The following is a 15,130-nucleotide window of genomic DNA, read 5'->3' as shown; positions in this document are numbered from 1 at the left end:
TTATAGCAGCAGCCGGCTCTTTGGTTTTTAGGAGTTGAAGGCTAGGCTACACTGGGAGTAGAAGAAGTTCAGTTCTTCTGAGCCGGAGGTTTACTCATCAAACTCACAGGAATGTTCAAAATAATTGCCTGGTTAATGGCAGGTACTCATATTTACAGGAAGCCGCAGAGAGCCGGTTTTCCAATCCTTTGGAACAAAGGATATTATATTGGGTGCAAAAATTTTTGTTGACTTTTTATATACTTCAGCATCAAATTATAGTTATATTTTGTGGGAAGGAGGGAATTCCGCACTACAAGGCACTCTTTAACCCCTCGAAATTGATGGAAGCATGCTAATAAATAAGGTTTCTGACCAGATAAAGAAAAGTAAATACATTAGCCGTGACCTGAGCTGGTTGCGTTTTAATTACCGTGTACTGGACCAGGCGCGTGATACCAACAAAGGTTTCTTCGACAGGTTGAAATTTTTGGCTATCACGTCTTCAAATCTGGACGAGTTTTTTATGATTCGGGTAGGTAGTTTGTACAATTACCTCGACTATGGCAAAGAACGCACTGACTATTCCGGCCTGCGGGAACTCCCGTTCCGGAAGAAACTGCTGGATTATGCCCATCGCTTTGTAAACGACCAGTACCTGACTTTTAATAATGAACTGAAGCCACTGTTCGAAAAGCATGGCTGCGACATTCTGAAAGTAAGCGAACTGACAGAAATCGAGCAAAAGAAAGTAGACTCCTACTTTAAGAACACGATTTACCCGCTGCTCACGCCGATGGTATTCGACAATTACCATGGCTTTCCGCTGCTGATGAATCAACTGCTGACCTTTGGCGTGGTAACCCGCACCACCGATGAGCAAAAGGCGCAGGACCGGGTAACATTTGTGCAGATACCGCAAAACCTGGCGCGTTTCTACGAGATCAACCGCAAGGATCGGATCGTCTTTGTGCCAATAGAAGAGATCATCCGCTGGAAGATCAAAAAGCTGTTCCGCAACGTGGAGATTGTGTCTGTGAACCTGTTCCGCATCACGCGCAACGGCGACTTCACCCTGGAGGAGTCGGATGACCTGGAGGCAGACTTTGTGCAGGAAATCAAGGCGAAGCTCCGGACGCGCAAAAAAGGCCGGGTAGTACGCATTGAGGTGGAACGGAATCCTTCGCAGTACATGATGAAAATCCTCAAGGAACGCTGGACCATTGACAATGCGAACGTATTCACCATCAACTCCCTGATAGACCTGCGCGCGCTGTGGCAGATCATCAACCACCGCCATTTCAAGGACAAAGGCTTCAAGCAACCCTCAGCGGTACAACCCCTTAGCCTGCCCAGCGATGGCGTGGACATGTTTGAGTACCTGAAGGAGCATGATGTGCTGCTGCACCACCCCTACAACAGCATGGAGCCGGTGGTGAGCTTGCTGGAGCGTGCTGCTGAGGACCCTTCGGTGCTGGGAATCAAGCAAACGATCTACCGTTTGGCAGATCAGTCGCGGGTAACGGCCGCGTTGCTGAAAGCCGCCGAAAACGGCAAGCACGTATCCGTGCTTTTTGAGGTAAAAGCGCGGTTTGATGAGGAACGTAACTTGCGCGAGGGGGAGCGCCTGGAGAAGGCGGGGTGCTTTGTTATTTATGGTATCAGCAAGTATAAAACGCATACCAAAATGATGATGATCATCCGGAAAGAAGGGGAGAAGGTGACGCGGTACGTGCACATTGGCAGCGGCAATTACAATGAACAAACAGCGCGCCTTTACACGGATGTGAGCCTGCTGACTACGAATGAAGTTTATGCCCATGACGTGTCAGAGTTCTTTAATGTTATTACGGGTCACTCAAGGCCAAATGAATATAAGTACCTGATGACCTCGCCCAAAGGCATGCGGCATCAGCTGATTGAGCTCATCCGGAACGAGGCCCGTAACGCCAAAAAAGGGCTCAAGAGCGGCATCGTGATTAAGATAAACTCATTAGAAGACAAAGAGGTAATTGATGAGTTTTACAAAGCCTCCAAGGCGGGCGTGCCTATTAAACTGATTGTGCGTGGTATCTGCTGCCTCCGTCCTGGCCGTGAAGAGTTGAGTGAAAACATTACCGTAAAGTCTATTGTGGGCGAGTACCTGGAGCACTCGCGCCTGTATTACTTCCACAACAACGGCGACCCTAAAGTGTACAGCGGCAGTGCCGACATTATGGTGCGCAGCTTCGACCGCCGTATAGAGGCACTTTTCCTTATCACGAATGAGGAGTTAAAGAAAGAGGTTATTAATATCCTGTATTACAACATACAGGACAACCAGAACTCTTACATCATGCGGGAAGATGGCACTTACGTGAAAAAGCGCCTTGGCGCTAACGAAGAAGAGGTGGATATCCACAAACTATTCTTCAACAGGTATTGCCATGAGGTGCAGCAGGGAGAACTGGTGTAGTTACTTAACAGGTACCAATACCAATAATAAAGTCTGCTGCGGTTGTCTTCCTGAGAAGACAACCGCAGCAGACTTTTCCTTTTAAAAACACCTAACCTGTTTGATGGGATCAGGAGATCTTTTCGATAACGAAGCGCTCCGGGTGGTAACGTTCGTAGAGGGCATGCAGCATACCGTCCTTTAAACCAACAGTGGGTACAATCATTGTTTCTACCTTGGCCCATTTCATCGCCGACAGGTAAATTTCGGACGCCGGTACAATAACGTCAGCACGGTCAGGGTTTAGCAGCAGGTTTGTAATACGTTCCTGCATGGTCATGGAACTGATGCGCGCAGCAACCTCTTCGATCTGCTTCCGGAAGATTGCCTTGCCGGGCGTTTTACCTGCAATCTCAAATATTTTGTTGATGTTACCGCCTGTACCAATGGCGCGCGACAGGTGATATTTTTTAGCATTCGTTTCAATCCATTCCCGCATCGTGTTCCATAACACGCTGGAGTCCCGGCCGTGCATGTGGCGGATGGAACCCTGCTCAAACGATTGGGAAGCTTTCTTCTCACGGTTTACATAGATGTTGAATTCCGTGCTACCCCCACCAACATCGATGTGCAGGTAATTGCGCTCATCCAGAAAATTAAAGATAACCTTGTTGATAAGTTCAGCTTCTACTTCTCCTCCAATCACCTGTATTTCCATGCCTACCTCTTCCTTTACCCTTTTCAGTATCTCTGGTGCATTCATGGAAGAGCGCATGGCAGAGGTAGCGCAAATCATATAGTGATCCACATCGTGCACGTCCAACAGCAGCTGGAAGGCCTTCAGGAGCTTTATAAATTTCTCTATTTTAACATCACTGATATAACCGGAGTTAAATACATCCTCCCCGAAGCGGATGGCATATCGTAAGTACTCTACTTTTTTAAAAAATACATGACCGTTCTGGTTCAGCACACTCGATATCTGGCATCTCACTGCATTCGAACCAATGTCTATGGCTGCTAACTTCAAAAGCTTTTCTCTTTATGTTGTGTATAGGGTAAATATAAGCAGAAATATTTTTTCAGGCAGGTCTTGTGATGATCTCGCTGGCTCCCAAAGCAAATCAGCCGCTCCCAGCGAAGCAGCTACAGCAGGAGAAACAAATACCCGCCACGCTTAACGCGCATTTACTGTGCCTTCCGGATTGATCCACCCAAGCAGACCTTCGTCGTTCCGTACCAGCCGAAAACCGTTGTAATTGCCCAGCACGGCCACACTGCTTCCGGGCTTCAAGCTGTCTTTTGCAGCTGCCAGTGGATGTGCCTCATCCAGCAGGTCGATTTCGGTGGCTATCTTCTGGTATGTTACAGGCTTTGTGGCGGCTTCCACTAAACTACTTGCAATATAAGCTTCGGTTCCATTGGGTAAAGCGATACGGTACCATGTGCCTGTACCACCCGTTACCTGCAGAGGAGTATGCTGCGGCAGTGTGGCATACACAGTTGATTTAGTGCTTGGCTGCAGCCTGATATTAGCTGATTTTGCGGATACCCGACCCCAGTTACCTACCAAGGAGGCATCAACTTTTACTTCCGGAACAGATGTGGTAGGCTCATACAGGTAGGGAAACGGATTGGTGGCCCCGCGCCCGAAGCGGTAAATACCAAAGTGAAGGTGCGGACCTGTTGTGATGGCGTTGCCTGTGTTGCCGACAAAGCCCAGTGTATCGCCCGCCTGCACCCGCTGCCCTGCTGCTACTACCTGGCTGTCCAGGTGGGCATAGTACAGGCTCTGCCTGCGGGCCATGTCCGTCAGCCACACTACTTTGCCGCCTCTTGGCGTCACGTTCACGCGTGACACCACCCCATCTGTTGAAGCAACGGCCGGCGTGCCGCGCTTTGCAAAAATATCAACACCTTCGTGCAGCCGGGCGCCGCCGTCGCGTGGGTCTCCCCAGATGCTGGCAATGTTACGGCTGGTCTTGCCTTGTACCGGAAAAGCCAAGGTCGGTTCAGTTTGTATGGTAATGGTGTACTGCCCGCTTCGCAGCAGTTCTGGCTGCACACGCAGGATGTGCTGCTGGTCTTCATCTACCTCGTAACGCAGGGAGGCGCCGGTAGTATCTGCGGAGGCTACACGCCGTGGTTCTTCTGTGGGTATGGCGGGTGCCTCAAACAAGTCCATGAATACTTGCGCCTGTTCTCTCGCTCTCATCTCCAAGTTCACTACAATGCGTTCTCCCCGTTTCGCAGCTACCCGGTAACCAAGGGCTTTTGGCTTTTCCGCAGAAAAGTATCCTGTTTCTTTAAAAGGTAGTGTTATGGTAATGGAGTCTCTTAGGGCCTGCTGCCCCGCCTGCAGCCACTCCTGTCCTAAAGCTGTCTCATCCAACTTAGCGTCTTTGATTTTGGCTACATACTTCTCATAGGGTGTCTGTTCTTTACTGAACACACCGCGTAAAGTTTGCTTGCCGCTACAACCGGCAAGCAGTATTCCCACGAAAATGTACAATAAATAATGCTGTTTATATTTGTCTTTTAATCTCATGCCTCTCTTCAGAAATAGGTCCTGTTTCTATAACAGCTTGAGCTTCAAAAATGATGCCTCTAAAGCTATCTTTTTGATATTTTGGTGCTTACTGCTTTGTAAAGTCCTAATGTAAATTAACAAGGAGGGGCTGCGATTCGTATAAAGTAACTGAAACAAGCAAGTAATGGAGATGAAACTACCTTCCTGGAGATATACCCGACGCAAGCTGGTCCGAGGGCTGTTGCCGCTGTTTGCCCCCCTGGCGCTTACACCCCTGGCAACTCCAGTTAACAAAGGCTCTGCTATGGCTAACCCGGATCATAGAAAGATAAGGGACAGGATTACCAACTATAAACTGATGCGGTTTAACCAGCTTTCCTTTAACTTGTACAGCTATATGGGCCTACAGGAAACAGGGCTGCGCTTTGAAGTGTTCGATAAGGCGCTGACGGGTTACTACAACATGAAACGCAACCGTAAAGTCTCTGACAAACCCATCATCACGATCATTGATTTCACAAAATCATCAAACGAAAAAAGGCTTTGGGTAGTGGACGTGGAGAAGAAAGAGTTGCTCTTCAATACTTATGTATCACATGGCCGCAATTCGGGGGAGGAGTTTGCCGAGTACTTCTCCAATGAAAACGAGTCTTTTATGAGCAGCATCGGCTTTTATGTAACTGATAAGACTTACTATGGCAAGCATGGGCTTTCACTGAAGCTGGAGGGCCTGGATGCGGGATTTAACACCAACGCAAAAGACCGTTGTATTGTAATGCACGGAGCAGAATATGCCACAGAAGATTTCATAAAACAGGCGGGACGCCTGGGGCGTAGCTTGGGTTGCCCTGCCGTGCCAATGGAAGAGCACGATGAAATAATTAAAACAGTGATGGGTGGTACTGCACTTTATGCACATGCCGCGCACGATAGCTATACTTCACAGTACCTGGACCACAAGACAGCTATGGCTGAGTTGGTGCAGGAAAGTAAAAAAGAAATTCCAGGATCGGCCAGTACTAAGACTCCCGCCATTTAATGCTGCATCCTATACTTGGCTTCTGCTCCTGTGGCACAGGCTGTTTGGCCAGCAGCGCATCAAGTGCAGTCCGCAAATCGCGACCTGTAACAGGTTTCCCGTTATTGGGGCGGGAGTCGTCGAACTGCCCGTGGTAGGCAAGGCACATTTTGCCATCGTACACAAAAAATTCGGGCGTACATTCCGCCTCATACACACGTGCTACCTGTTGTGTCTGGTCGTACAGGTACGGAAAAGAAAAGTCATAATCCAGTGCCAGGGCCTTCATCTGCTGTGGCCCATCCTGCGGATAGGTCATCGCGTCGTTCGAACTGATGGCGACAAAGTTGACACCTTTGGCTTTATATTCAGCGGCCACCTCCACGAGCGTTTCTAATATATGCTGCACATACGGGCAGTGGTTGCTGATGAACATGATAACAGTAGCTTTGGGAGAGGCTACATCGGTTAAGGAAACCAGTGCGTCTGAAACAGTGTCAAGAAGTGCGAAGTTAGACGCTTTGGAGCCCAGTTCAAGCTGGGTATTGGAGTGTACTGCCATAGCTTATTTTGTTTTGCGGGTGAGCCCGTAGCAGCTGGCTACGGGCTATTATTTCTAAAATAGGTAATTTTACCGCAGATAGCAAATGCTTCCCAGCGAATGTTACTCCCACTAGTCAACACACCTGCCGTACAGCTTTGTCAGTTCTCTCAGGTGCCTGGCTTCTTTCTTTGAAAACTGATCTTTCTTAAGTCGCCATTCCCAGTTTCCCCTGGAGGTGGAGGGTTTGTTCATGATAGCCTCTTTCCCCAAACCAAGTACATCCTGCACCGGCAGCACAGCCAGTTGGGCCACGGAGGAAAGCGCCAAACGCCCCATCACTTCATGAACGTTGTTCTCCGAGAGTTCATGGAACGTATAGTCGCTGAGGCTTTTCCTGTCTCCTTTATTCGCCTCGTTATACCAGGCAACCACCGTACTGTTGTCGTGCGTACCGGTGTACACAATACTGTTACGCGTGTGGTTGTGCGGCATAAAGGATCCTTCAAACGCTTTCTCATCCGAGACAAAGGCAAAGAGCAGTACCAGCATTCCCGGTAGGTCAAACTGCTTCATCAGATCGCGTACCGGCTGGTCAATCTCACCCAGGTCTTCTGCAATGATAGGCATCTGCGGGTATTTTTTCTGGACAATGCCCAGGATTTCGGCACCGGGTGACTTCTTCCATTTTCCGTTCATGGCCGTTTCTTCCCCGGCGGGTACTTCCCAGTAAGCAGAGAAGGCACGGAAATGGTCAAGGCGCAGCAGCCCGAACAGGCGCAGGTTATGGTCGATGCGGCGAATCCACCAGTCGTAGTCATGCTTGGCAAGTTCTTTCCAGTCAAATACCGGCGTACCCCACAATTGCCCTGTCTCGCTGAAGAAATCTGGTGGCACTCCGGAAAGCCCGGTAGCGTTTCCTTCCTTGTCGAGCTTAAAGTACGCAGGGTTCTGCCACACATCAGCGCTGTCGTGGCTTACATAAAAGGGCATGTCGCCAAAAAAGCAGATGTCTTTTGAACTACAGTATTGCTTTAGCTTTTCCCATTGCCGGTAAAACAGGAACTGCATGAACTTCTCAAACTCTACCTCGTCTTCCAGTTCTTTGGCAAGATCCTTCATAGCCTGCTCATCACGCTTTTTAATTTCTTTTGGCCACTCTACCCAGCTTTTATCCTCGAAGCGTTTCTTAAAGGCAGCAAAGCGTGCAAAGTCCGGCAACCAGGCCTGGTGCTCTTTCTGAAAGGCTTTGTACTCTTTTTGCAATGCCTCGCCGGCCTGTTCCCGGAAATTGTCAAAAGCCTTTTGCCAGAGCCTCAGCTTTAACTTTATTACTTTCTGGTATTCTACCCGCTCTTCTTTGAATTCCTCGTCAGTGTTCAGGTCGCTTTTTTGCAGCAAGCCATCTTCTACCAGCAACTCCGGACTGATGAGCAGGGGATTGCCAGCAAAGGCAGAATGGCTGCTATAGGGGGAGTGGCCGTATCCGCCCTCCGTTGGGTTAAGTGGGAGTATCTGCCAGTACCGCTGGCCTGCTTCTTCCAGCAAGTCAGCAAAGTGATAGGCTTCCGGTCCTAAATCCCCTATACCAAAGCGGGAGGGGAGAGACGTAATGTGCAGCAAAAGTCCTGCACTTCGTTGTGATATGATCATATAGATTGTGCTGTTAAAAATGCTACTGGGAAAGTGTTGAACACCTCGGCTAAAGGCAGCGTGCCACCTGCCTGCAGGCTGGCCTGCCCAAGTACGTGCTGCCATTCTGAAGGTGCACCCTCAGGCAGTGCAATGGTGGTATCTTCCCAAACCTCTTCTCCAATTGGCAGTTCCTGCTCACTGATTAGGTTTACGAGCAGAAGCGGCACGGCTACAATACCCCATTGCCCTTCATGGTGGCGGGCAAATGCCAGGACATGGTGCTTGTGCGTGCCCTGCACCTTTAGTGGTATATAGTCCCCGAAGTCAAAAAGTGACTGCAGTTCGCGGCGCTTGTTAAGCACCTTGTACAGCAGGTACAGTTTCACCTTGCCGTCATCCGGGTGCTGCAGCAGTTGCTGGTGCAGTTCTTCAACTCCCTTCTGTTCCTGTTCTTTTATATCCGTCAGGAACTGCTGGCGTAGCTCGTAGTCTACAGGTCGGCGGTTATCGGGGTCTACCAGGCTCAGGTCCCATAGTTCGGTACTCTGGTAAATGTCTGGTACGCCGGGGCATGTTATTTTGAGCAGGGCCTGGCAGAGGGCATATATCCAGCCATAGTGCGACACTTTCAGGAAGAAAGGCCTGAAATTTTGCATAAATGCCTCGTCCTCCAGCAGCAGTTGCCGTACCAGGTCCTGCACAGCCTGCTCATAAGGCTCGTTTGGCTCAGACCAGTCAGTTTTTACCTTCGCTTCCCGCAGCGCCTTTTGCAGGTATTCCTGCACACGCTCCACAATGGATTCGTCTGCTTCTCCGTTGAGCGGGAGCACACCAATGAGGGTCTGGAAAAAGAAGTACAGGTCATTGATAGTAGGTTTGGTCGTGTACTTTCTGCTCAGTTCAATCCATTCCTGTACATGGTTTTCCCACTCGTCCGGAAGTTCGCTCAGCACATTCAGGCGGATGCGGGCACCTTCGCCGCGCTTTGTGTCGTGAGTGGCGGTGGCGTTAATGGAGTGCGGGTACACCCGCTGGCGGTACATCATCCTTTCATGAAACTCATCATCGTTCAGGTGGAAAATGTCCGGGCTGTTACCTACCTCGTTCAGTGAAATCAAGCGGTTATAGTTGTAGAAGGTAGTATCCTCCACACCCTTGGCAGCAAGCGGGCCTGTAAACTGCTGGCTTCGCATGACAAAATATAACTTATCATGCGTTGTCTGCTCTGTATCGCCAGGCTCCAGTGTAAAGAGCTTGTGCAAGTGATCTAGCTGCTCCTGCAGTTCAGGGGCTTGGGTCCTGGCCTCCTCAAAGGCCTTGTCTACCACTTCCATTTCGTCTTTAGACAGCGGCAGGCGATTGCCATAGATACAATATACCGGCCAGGCGCATAGCAGCACAGCCAGTGCTTCCCGCCACTGCTTTTCCGGGTCAAGCGGAATCAGGTGACGCTCCTGCAGCAGGCGCAACAGGTTTTTTAACTCCCCCTGCATCTGGTTTTTCAGGATAAACATTTTTTTGTCGTACACCAGCTGCTCGTAGTTTTTGGCAGCGCTTGGCACCAGGCGGCTGTAGATTTGGGTTAGCTTACGGCGGCCTGAGCCGGAGGTGTACAGGTTGCTGACCCATGCCAGGAAATCGTATCCGCTGTTACCTTCAATAGGCCACCGTTCCGGTAGCTGTTCCTCGCCCTCAAGTATTTTCTCTACTACAAGGTAGGCTTCAGGACCTGCCAGCTTGCGCAGGCGTTTCAGGTAAGTGGTTGGGTCGAAAAGGCCGTCTACGTGGTCTACCCGCAGGCCTTGCAAGAGCCCCTGGTCCACCAGTTGCTTGATGAACTGGTGGTACTGCTCAAACACCTCGGGGTGCTCCATACGCAGGCAGATCAGGTCGTTCACAGTAAAGAAGCGGCGGAAGTTGATGCGCTTTTCTGTTTCCTGCCAGTGGCACAAGATGAAGTGCTGCTGCTGTAGTACTTCCTGCAACCTGTCGTTGTCGCTGTTGATGCTTTCCACCATCTCCTCCAGTTTCTGGCGCAGCTGTGCATTACTGAAAAGCTTTTTTTTGAAGTTGCCCCAGGCGGCTGGAGAAATGCTTTCTTCTGACTCAAATAGCGCCAGGTCGTTGAGGAACTGCTGCACGATATTGCTCAGGTCCGGGCCTCCTGAAACCGGTTTTATCTCCTGCAGCAGCTTTTTGTAGCTGGACACGCTCAAAGGGTAGGCACTCTCGTAGTAGTTTACCGTCACGCCTTTTTCATCCAGCTTTAGTTGCAGTTGGTTTTGCTTTATTACTTCTTCTAAGGTGTCTCCCAGGAAAGGTACCATCACCTGGCCTGCAAAGTCCGGGTGATGAAAGTCAATGTCGAAGAATGTATAGAAATGAGACTGCGGGCCCTTCTCCAGTACATCCATCAGCCATACGTTGGAAGGGTGGTAGGCCATGTGGTTGGGTACAATGTCCTGCAACCAGCCCATGTTTTTTTCTTTCAGCTCCTCCGCAATCTGCTTTAACTCCTGCTTGGTGCCCACATCCGGGTTGATGTCATAAGGGGCGGTTACGTCGTAGCCGTGCTCACTGCCGGGACGGGAGCAGAAAAACGGTGCCGAATAAACAGTGCTGATACCCAACTCATGCAGGTATGGGATAATCTGCCTTAATTGCTTAAATGTGAATTTAGGCGATACTTGTAGCCTGTAAGTGGCTGCTGGAATGTATACCATGTTTTGTTTTCAGATTTAGGTTAGAACAGAGCACATCGAACTTCTCAATCCATAACGCGGCCTCTTTTTCGCCTCGTTCGCTGTGCTGCAAATACTCATTATACAGGGTTTGTTGCATCCGGAAAGCAATGTTTTGTGCTTGCCAGTAATCGGCTTCTAATTTTGAGTCTTCAAGTACTTCTAGCAAATCAATCAAAAGCTGCATTTTACGCAGGTCGTCAGGATGCTCCTGTACATGCTTCATCAGTAGCGTAGTACGCTGCGTTGCGGCAAAGTCCAGGGCCGTATAGCCGAGGTTCACACTCATGCGCTTTGCCTCTTCCAGGAGCCGCTTTATCTCTTTTGTGTTCGGCTCCTCTGACTCCAGCTCATGCTGTAGTTTTGTGTTTACGATATATTCTACAGTTGTTTGCAGTGGCCCCGGCAGTTTCATTCCAAGTGTTTTTATGGCTGAAATCAGAGGGTAGTTGTTGTCGTAAAGCTGCTGAAAATTGCTCTCCACATTTTCCATGGTGTTTTCCAGCACCTGATCCAGTATCTTCTTCTGATCATCTTTAAACAAGTGCCAGAATGAATAACTGTGCGATTCAAAGTGCTTGTCTAAGAGCATGATTACCTCACTCACGTTGCCGCGCCCGAACGCGATACGCAGTTCCCTGGTCAGGTTTGCATAATTCTCGATATTCATGAACTCGCGCACACCGCCAAACAGCTGGTGGTCGCCGAGGTGCAGTACACCGAACGTGATGACCTCTTCCTCCCAGGTAACCATTGAGCGGATGTTGGCTCGGCCCACCGCCAGCTTCTGCCGTCCGGCTTCCATCAGGTCGTAATCCAGCGACGTGGCCCGGTAGCTGTACAGCTCCAGTTTCTTGGTATGTTCAGCAAAAAGCGACGAAACAGCATAATGGGCACCTACACGCAGCAAGTCTATAATGGTGGGCTTAACTGATCGCAGGTAGGTTTTTGCGGCATTCTCCTCGCCTTTAATATTGCTCTTTGCCTGGCTCAGCAGCTTAATGAATTCCTTTTCGTAATTTTTTGAACTGAGATCCTGTGCTAGCTGAATGGCCCTGGCTGCATAGAAAATATCCTGCACCGTTTCTATTCCGGTTACTTCATCAAAAAACCACCCGCAGCTGGTGTACATAAGCAGGGTATGGTACTGCATCTCCAGTAGCTTCAGGAAGCGGATTTTCTCCCGCTTACCCAGTTCACGTGTGGTGTGGCTCTGAATAAAGGCCTCTACATTTGCTTCGGAGCGGTCCATGATCACTTGAATGTAACTGTTGCGGCAGGTCCAGGGTGCTGCCCCCAGCTTTTTCATCTCCTGCTCAAAAAGGGGGGTGAGTTGGTCCCGAAGCCAGTCAAAAGCTTTCCGTAGCGGGCCGCGCCAGGCCTGGTTCCACCCACCGTTGCCCCCGGTGTTGCAGCCACAGTTGCTTCGCCAGCGTTCTACGCCATGGGCGCAGCTCCAGGAAGAACCTTCTATTATTTCAGCCTCATACTGCGGCGGGAACTTCTCCAGGAACTCTCCATACACCGTTATCTTCGCCAGGTTCTCATCTTCAATATGGCCAAGAGCATAGGAGAGGGCCATCTCGCCAAAAAGGTGATGGTGCCCGTATGTTTCTCCGTCGGTAGCAATGTGCATCAGCTGTGGTTCCATGCTTCTGTCGTCGAGGGCACCCACCAGGCGGTTCGCCAGGTCTTCGCCCCGGTTAAGCAGCCGCTCAAAAGCTATGCCCTGCGACACCGGCGCATCATAAAAGAACAGCACGATCTCTTTACCGGAAGGCAACTTGCAGCTGTAAGGCCGGCGGGGATTGATTTTTGCCCCTTCGGCATTATGCCATTCTTTTTCCCCGAATTTGCGGAAGCGCCTGGCCTGGTATGGCGACAGGATGGTGAACTTAATGCCGTGTGCTGCCAATACCTCAAGGGTTTGGTTGTCAGCGGCTGTTTCTGCAAGCCACATGCCCTCCGGTTTCCGGCCAAACCGCCTCTGGAAGTCGTAAATACCCCAAATTACCTGTGTCTGCTTATCGCGTTCGTTGGCCAGTGGCATAATGATGTGGTTGTACACCTGTGCCAGGGCCGAGCCATGCCCGGAGAAGCGCTTCACGCTTTCCGCGTCAGCTTCCAGAATGGCCTTATACGTCTCCGGTTCTTTCTTCTGCATCCACTCCAGCAGCGTAGGGCCAAAGTTGAAGCTGATGTGGGCATAGTTGTTGATGATGTCCACGATTTTCCCCTTCTCATCCAGGATGCGGGAAGCAGAATTCCGGGCGTAGCATTCGTCATTTATCCGTTCGTTCCAGTCGTGGTACGGAGAAGCAGATTCCTGCAGTTCCACCTCATTCAGCCAGGGGTTTTCGCGTGGGGGCTGGTAAAAATGCCCGTGTATGCAGATGTAGCGGTCCATTATTTCTGTTGTTGAAGGATGAGTACAGATGCTGGCGGAAGCGTAACAGAAGCACCAGTTTCCAGCGTCTCGTTAATTTCTGACCCGCTTCCTCCCCAAGCCTCGTCGGTTGAGTTGAGGATCTGTTTCCAGCTTCCTCCGCCTGTTGCTTGAGTAATAACAGTTTCTTGAGGCTGGTTGCTTATGTTAAATAAGCAGTAGATGTACGGGTCTTGTCCTTTATGGATAAGGTGCAGCACCAGTTTATCTTCCTCCATGCTTACCTGCATTTTTGGCTTATCTGGTTTGGCCAGGGCAGGGGCGGTTTTTCGCAGTTGTATCAGTTGTTTATAATACTCCCGTAGCTGGTTTTGCTTCTCGTTAGAAGTATAGCTGCGCTGCAGCTTTGACTTGATGAAGGTTTCCTCGCTTTGCGGGTCTGGGGCTTCCCCTTTCGAGGCGAAGTAGGCAAACTCTTCTTTCCGGCCTTTGCGCACTGCCTCTACCAGGTCAGGGTCGGTGTGGCTTACAAAGTAAAGGAATGGGTTTTCCTCACCGTACTCTTCCCCCATAAACAGCATCGGCACATAAGGCGAAAGCAGCACCAGGCCCGCAACTGCCTTCAGCATTTCTGAAGATACCAGCTGGGTGAGGCGTTCGCCCAACATGCGGTTCCCCACCTGGTCATGGTTCTGGGAGCCTACCACAAACTGCTGCGCCGGGTTTGCTGTGGCATCGGTTCCAAGGGTTTTCTTTCGGTGCTCGGAGTAAAGGCCGTTGTACACGAACGTATGCTCCAGGGCCTTTTTCAGATGCTCCGGCTTGCCATAGTCTTCAAAGTATCCTTCCATTTCACCTGTCACCAGGGTATGGATGGCATGATGGTAATCGTCGAACCACTGCGCATCAATTCCATAGCCCCCTTTCTCAATGGGGTTAATGAGGCGCACGTCGCTCTGGTCACTTTCGGCGATGAGCAGGTATCTTCTTCCTTCCTGCTCTTCCAGTTGGTTTACATGTTCCCGCAGCTCCTGCAGGAAATGCTTTGCGCCTGTGTCATAAATAGCATGCACCGCATCCAGGCGCAGGGCATCTATATGGTAGTCGCGGAGCCACATCAGGGCATTCTGCAAAAAGAAATTGCGCACGTGGTCGGAGTGGGCATCATCAAAGTTAAGGGCATTTCCCCAGGGGGTATTGTACTTGTTGGTGAAGTACGGACCATAGTCGTTGAGGTAGTTTCCTTCCGGGCCCATGTGGTTGTACACCACATCCAGTACCACCGAAAGCTCCTGCTCGTGGCAGGCATTCACCAGTTTTTTCAAACCCTCCGGTCCGCCATAGGAGTTTTGCGCGGCAAAAGGATAAACACCATCGTAGCCCCAGTTGCGACCGCCCGGGAACTGGGCAACCGGCATTATCTCGATGGCGGTAATGCCTAAATCCTTCAGCTCCGGAAGTTTTTCGATGATGCTTTCAAATGTGCCTTCTTCTGTAAATGTGCCCACATGCAGTTCATAGATAATGAGCTTCTCCAAGGGCAGGCCTTTCCAGTTTTTGTCCTTCCAGTTAAAGCCGGTATGGTCCACCACGGCAGATGCCTCATGCACACCATCCGGCTGAAACTGCGAGGCGGGATCAGGCCTGTCTTTCTCTCCGTTTAAGGTGAATGTATAGCGCGTGCCGGGCCCTGCGTCCTCTGCCAAGGCAGTCCAGTAGCCGAAAGCCTCGCGCTGTAGTGTTATCTTTTTTTTGTCAGGATTATGAAGCGACACCTCTACCTGCTCTGCCTCCGGCGCCCACACCGTAAAGGTGGTTCCTTTGCCAGGGTTATACTCTGCTCCAATCTTTCTTAATATTGACATA

Annotated in this window: 9 protein-coding genes; 2 read left to right on the top strand and 7 right to left on the bottom strand. The window is 50.3% G+C overall.

The window, feature by feature from the left end:
• Window positions 1-331 precede the first annotated feature (331 nt).
• Complete coding sequence (gene ppk1, locus ACYVB1_RS04820) at window positions 332-2,434, top strand: polyphosphate kinase 1 (protein WP_460921143.1); 2,103 nt, start codon at window positions 332-334, stop codon at window positions 2,432-2,434.
• 109 nt (window positions 2,435-2,543) lie between these two features.
• Here the strand turns inward: ppk1 and ACYVB1_RS04815 are convergent, their stop codons facing one another.
• Together ACYVB1_RS04815 and ACYVB1_RS04810 are read right to left on the bottom strand one after the other, a co-directional pair.
• On the bottom strand, window positions 2,544-3,443 hold the full coding sequence (locus tag ACYVB1_RS04815; RefSeq protein ID WP_460921142.1) for a Ppx/GppA phosphatase family protein: 900 nt from the start codon (window positions 3,441-3,443) through the stop codon (window positions 2,544-2,546).
• 147 nt (window positions 3,444-3,590) lie between these two features.
• Entirely contained in the window at window positions 3,591-4,961 is a 1,371-nt protein-coding gene (locus tag ACYVB1_RS04810) for a peptidoglycan DD-metalloendopeptidase family protein (RefSeq protein ID WP_460921141.1), read from the bottom strand.
• 166 nt (window positions 4,962-5,127) lie between these two features.
• Between ACYVB1_RS04810 and ACYVB1_RS04805 the strand changes: the two genes are divergently transcribed.
• Window positions 5,128-5,982: a murein L,D-transpeptidase catalytic domain family protein gene (locus ACYVB1_RS04805; RefSeq protein ID WP_460921140.1), complete on the top strand. Its 855-nt coding sequence runs from the start codon at window positions 5,128-5,130 to the stop codon at window positions 5,980-5,982.
• Here ACYVB1_RS04805 and ACYVB1_RS04800 read toward each other — a convergent pair.
• From ACYVB1_RS04800 to treZ, 5 genes are all read right to left on the bottom strand, one after another.
• On the bottom strand, window positions 5,963-6,523 hold the full coding sequence (locus tag ACYVB1_RS04800; protein ID WP_460921139.1) for a thioredoxin family protein: 561 nt from the start codon (window positions 6,521-6,523) through the stop codon (window positions 5,963-5,965). The two genes, ACYVB1_RS04805 and ACYVB1_RS04800, sit on opposite strands and share 20 nt — an antisense overlap.
• Window positions 6,524-6,634: 111 nt before the next feature.
• Window positions 6,635-8,155, bottom strand: a complete 1,521-nt coding sequence (gene malQ, locus ACYVB1_RS04795; RefSeq protein ID WP_460921137.1) for a 4-alpha-glucanotransferase — start codon at window positions 8,153-8,155, stop codon at window positions 6,635-6,637.
• Complete coding sequence (gene treY / locus ACYVB1_RS04790) at window positions 8,152-10,860, bottom strand: malto-oligosyltrehalose synthase (protein WP_460921135.1); 2,709 nt, start codon at window positions 10,858-10,860, stop codon at window positions 8,152-8,154. The genes malQ and treY overlap by 4 nt, the downstream gene beginning before the upstream one ends.
• Window positions 10,814-13,285 (bottom strand): DUF3536 domain-containing protein, encoded by a 2,472-nt coding sequence (locus tag ACYVB1_RS04785; protein WP_460921133.1) that lies wholly within the window; start codon window positions 13,283-13,285, stop codon window positions 10,814-10,816. Before ACYVB1_RS04785 ends, treY begins: the two co-directional genes overlap by 47 nt.
• Window positions 13,285-15,129, bottom strand: coding sequence for a malto-oligosyltrehalose trehalohydrolase (gene treZ, locus ACYVB1_RS04780; protein WP_460921131.1), 1,845 nt, complete (start codon window positions 15,127-15,129; stop codon window positions 13,285-13,287). The genes ACYVB1_RS04785 and treZ overlap by 1 nt, the downstream gene beginning before the upstream one ends.
• Between the last annotated feature and the right edge of the window lies 1 nt (window position 15,130).

The organism is Pontibacter brevis (genome assembly GCF_054779655.1).
The sequence above is the reverse complement of the archived record's forward strand: the minus strand, read 5'-3'. Positions and strand labels throughout refer to the sequence as shown.

Coding starts and splice junctions, on each gene's coding strand:
- ppk1 (WP_460921143.1), top strand. CDS start 332: ATGCTAATAAATAAGGTTTCTGACCAGATAAAGAAAAGTAAATACATT.
- ACYVB1_RS04810 (WP_460921141.1), bottom strand. CDS start 4,961: ATGAGATTAAAAGACAAATATAAACAGCATTATTTATTGTACATTTTC.
- ACYVB1_RS04805 (WP_460921140.1), top strand. CDS start 5,128: ATGGAGATGAAACTACCTTCCTGGAGATATACCCGACGCAAGCTGGTC.
- ACYVB1_RS04800 (WP_460921139.1), bottom strand. CDS start 6,523: ATGGCAGTACACTCCAATACCCAGCTTGAACTGGGCTCCAAAGCGTCT.
- malQ (WP_460921137.1), bottom strand. CDS start 8,155: ATGATCATATCACAACGAAGTGCAGGACTTTTGCTGCACATTACGTCT.
- treY (WP_460921135.1), bottom strand. CDS start 10,860: ATGGTATACATTCCAGCAGCCACTTACAGGCTACAAGTATCGCCTAAA.
- ACYVB1_RS04785 (WP_460921133.1), bottom strand. CDS start 13,285: ATGGACCGCTACATCTGCATACACGGGCATTTTTACCAGCCCCCACGC.
- treZ (WP_460921131.1), bottom strand. CDS start 15,129: ATGTCAATATTAAGAAAGATTGGAGCAGAGTATAACCCTGGCAAAGGA.